Source organism: Nostoc flagelliforme FACHB-838 (assembly GCF_014698065.1).
GTDB classification, from domain to species: Bacteria; Cyanobacteriota; Cyanobacteriia; order Cyanobacteriales; family Nostocaceae; genus Nostoc; species Nostoc flagelliforme_B.
Genome location: NZ_JACJSI010000474.1, coordinates 1 through 4072, shown reverse-complemented (window position 1 = coordinate 4072; position 4072 = coordinate 1). Strand labels below are relative to the sequence as shown.

Sequence of the window (4072 nt, the reverse complement as noted above, 5' to 3'; positions counted from 1 at the left end):
TTCCCACCATCACCATCACTACCTTGCTGCCCAGCAGTTGCGGAGATGGTGGCATCTCGTAGTTGTAAAAAATTTGAATTGATGTCAATATCACCACCTTGACCTACAGCAGTCGTTGCAGTAATAGCGCCGGATCTGGCGACGCTGATGCGATTGGCATTTACTTGAAGTGTGCCAGCGTCGCCAGATCCATCATTTTTGACGCTCAACGATCCGCTATCCATAACATTTAAGCGGCTGGTATTGACAGTTACGCTTCCTGCATCACCAGTGGGGGTTGGTGGTACGCTGGGGAATCTTGCTCTTAAACTTTCATCTAAAATAGCTGCTGATGACTGTATGGAGCTAGGAAACTTTGAATTTAGATTAACGCCTGAAACTTCTATAAAATCAAAAGCATTGATAGTAAGGCTACCAGCATTTCCATAAGATACCGTGGTTGTATTTACAGTTGCTCCATCTCGAATAAATAGTTTTGGGGTATTAATTTCTAAGTTACCAGCATTACCACTACCAAAAGTATTAGCCTCAATGAGACTAGGCTCCAGAGAAGAAGATTGTCCTGTTAACTCTATAAAATCTTTTGCGCTTACTAAAACATTGCCTCCCTTGCCGTTAGCGAAAGTAAGAGAACCCAAGCTACCTCCATTCCTAATAATGACACTTTCTGATGTTAAATTTAAATTGCCACTGCGTCCCGAGGATCTACTGGAAATTGCAGTAATAGTTCCTCTGTTATCTAAAATTAATTCTCCTATCTTTGCTGTTATATCTCCTCCATTGCCAGAACTATAGCTGAATGTATTAATACCACCTAAGCCAGAAGAATTAATAATAGATGGAGTAGAACCAACAATTCTTAAATTGTTGGCATTCACCGATACTATTCCTCCTGGCATACCACTAAAAGCAGTGGTGGCTATTTGCGCTCCTTCAATGGTAAAATTTTTTGCATTGACTTCAATATTTTCTCCTGGTGTCTTACCAAAATTACTAGTAAAAATAGCACTGGTATTAAATTGAGATTCTCCTTTAACTTCTAAAAAATTAGAGGCATTAATAGTGGTTCCTCCATTCTGCTTAAAACCATAAGTTTGGCTAGAGATCAAGGAGCCATTTAAAACTTTTATCTCACGTCCTTGGATATTAATACTTTTTCCTACACCTTCATTACTTCCAACGTAAACTAAAGCGCTTTGTGATAAACTTATGTCTCTAAATATTTGTCCATTTTCATAATTAAAAACCCACTTATTATCTGATTTAATGCCTACGTTTCCTTGAGCTACGCTTCCTACCTCAATGTTTCCATTTATTGTACTAAGTATTCCTCCTTCTATTGATACGTCTCCCCCTAACAAGGCTAAAGTTTTGCCAGGATTTACTTGTAAACCATTAGCAAATCTACTGGCATCAAAAGGAAAATTAAAATCGGAACCTTGAAGAGTGTGACCTGCTCCTTGTACTTTAATTGCCCCAGGATTTATACCAAACTCTAGCCCCCTCGCTATATTTACTTTTAACAAAGGAGAAGATTGAGGGTTTTTAGCACTGAACTCAATTTTATTATCAAATTTAATGCTATCTGCTGTACTTGCCAAAAATGAGCCGCCAATGTCTAATCGAGCATTTTTGCCGAATATAATACCATTGGGATTTATTAAAAACAAATTTGCTGTCCCATTAGCTCGAATTAATCCATCAATATTGGAAATAGATTTACCTGTCACTCGACTAAAAATGTTCTGGATATTCGAAGTATTATTAAAGTAAGCAGTGCTGCCAGCAGGAATAGAGAAGTCTTTAAAGCTATGAAATAAGGTAGTACCTAATTGAGTTCCATCTTCAATATTACTGATATTTCCCTCTGATTTTATTAGAGTATTATTCGGTAGACTTGCATCTGGAACAATTTGTTGAGCTTCGGAGGGGAAAATGGTTGGTAAAGAAAAAATTATTGAAATTATAGCAACACTTTTATATTTTTTCAGCATTGCAACACTATGTTTTTGTCCTAGCTTAATTATTGAATTAACCATGTTACTACTGCTAATAAAATTGTAAATTAACTTTGTTTCACAAGTAAAAATTTCAGTTTTTAGTTTGAAGACTATATGAGTATCAGTATATACTGTATATTCATATATAAATCATTGTAGTAGCTTGATTGATTATGTCTCTTCCTGACGGGCCAAAAGCTTCCTCTTGGATACAAACAGTTCAGTTTTTTCTTCGGCCGCTAGAAACATTAGATGTTTGGCATCAAATGTATGGAGATACTTTTAGGGTATTGGGAAACGAGCTTCCTGCCACTATTTTCTTTAGTAATCCAGAAGCTATACAAAAAATTTTTACAGCCACTCATGAATCTTTTGAATCTACTCAAAATAATAATTTATTAAAGCTATTACTAGGAGAAAATTCTATTCTCTCTTGTAGTAGTGAACAGCATCAACGACAGAAACGAATACTGCTACCTCCTTTCCATTCAGAGCGAATGCATGATTATAGTCAAGCCATTTGTGAAATTACTGAAAAAATAATTGGAGAATGGATTCCGGGGAAGATATTTGTAGTTAATTCAGTTATGAAAGAAATCTCTATTTGCATTATTCTTGATGTTGTATTTGGACTACAAAACGATGATCGTTATAATTGCCTGAAAGAATTGTTAGTTTCTCTGTTTGATGTTCTTCACCATCCTTTTAATTCAATATTTTTAACATTGATTCCTGTATTACAAAAAAAACTAGAATTTTGGAGATTGGAAGAAAGTCTAATGAGTCAACTCCAGCAAATTGATAAATTAGTATATTCAATTATTGCTGAACGAAAAGTGCAACGTAATTATCCAGGGAAGGATATTTTAAGTATGCTTCTGGAAGCATCTCATGAATCTGGGGAGCCACTAACCAATATTGAATTGCGCGATTCTTTGATAACGCTATTGTTCGCGGGATATGAAACCACATCATCCGCTCTTTCTTGGGCATTGTACTGGAGTTATTTTTCGGCAGAAATTCACAAAAATCTTCTATTTGAACTTAACTCCTTTCCCATCGGCAATGACAAGATTGGAATAGCACAATTACCTTACCTGACTGCTGTTTGTTCTGAAACATTACGCTTTTACCCAATTTCTTTAATGCCTTTTTCACGGTTTGTACAAAAGCCTATAGAGATCATGGGTTATCAGCTTGAACCGGATACAATCGTTAATGTTTCAATTTACTTAGCTCACCAAAGGGAACAAGTGTACCCGCAACCAAAGATGTTTAGACCAGAGCGATTTCTAGAGCGTAAATTTTCTCCATACGAGTATTTGCCATTTGGTGGTGGCAGTCGTCGCTGTATCGGAGCAGCATTAGCACAACTTGAAATCAAGCTTGTTCTGGCAACTATTTTGTCACGCTTGCAATTGGGATTAGTGAGTCCTCGTCCTATAAAGCCCATTAGACGAGGACTAATTATGGTTCCTCCAACATTTGAAATGGTAGTAACTGGAGTGCGTTAGAACATTCTTGCTTCTGCTTATATAGTCTTGCGCTAACACTCCGAATACCAACAAGGTGTATTTTATTAATCATGATTTAGGGAAGTTAGGGAGTTAGGTAAAATGCAAAGTTTATCCGTAAGAATAAAAATTATGTAAATTAGTTGTTTATCCTACGATTAACAGCGTTCATAATTGCTGCTAACTACAATTTTTCGCGATAAAACTTTCTTTAATCATAGTTGCCAATTTAGGAGTACCTTATCAACTGAAAATCAGGATTTTAACCTTGAACTTAAGATTTTAACGTTTATCTGCTTGATATTTAATGCTTGAAGCTAAGAAGATTTTGAGATTGCGTTTGTTCTGATAAAACAGCAATCCTGTACAATTTCAGAATTTGCGGCAATATCCTACCGAATCTGATGACCGATAAATCTCCCACAAAGCGTGCATTGCTTTGGTTGCCTTTAAGTATATTGATAGTGCTTAGTGGTACTGCTAGAACCCTATATGCACAGATCACTACACAGCAGCCAAACCTCCCGCTTCCACAAGACATCCAGCCCCCTACACCAC

General features: G+C 36.4%; 2 protein-coding genes. One reads left to right on the top strand and one right to left on the bottom strand.

The window, feature by feature from the left end; translation table 11 throughout:
- A partial coding sequence (locus H6G97_RS46890; protein WP_190947218.1) for a two-partner secretion domain-containing protein occupies positions 1-2039 on the bottom strand: 2039 nt, incomplete at its 3' end.
- A 134-nt stretch (positions 2040-2173) separates the two neighbouring features.
- Here H6G97_RS46890 and H6G97_RS46885 point away from each other — a divergent pair.
- Positions 2174-3514: a cytochrome P450 gene (locus tag H6G97_RS46885; protein WP_190947217.1), complete on the top strand. Its 1341-nt coding sequence runs from the start codon at positions 2174-2176 to the stop codon at positions 3512-3514.
- Positions 3515-4072 lie beyond the last annotated feature (558 nt).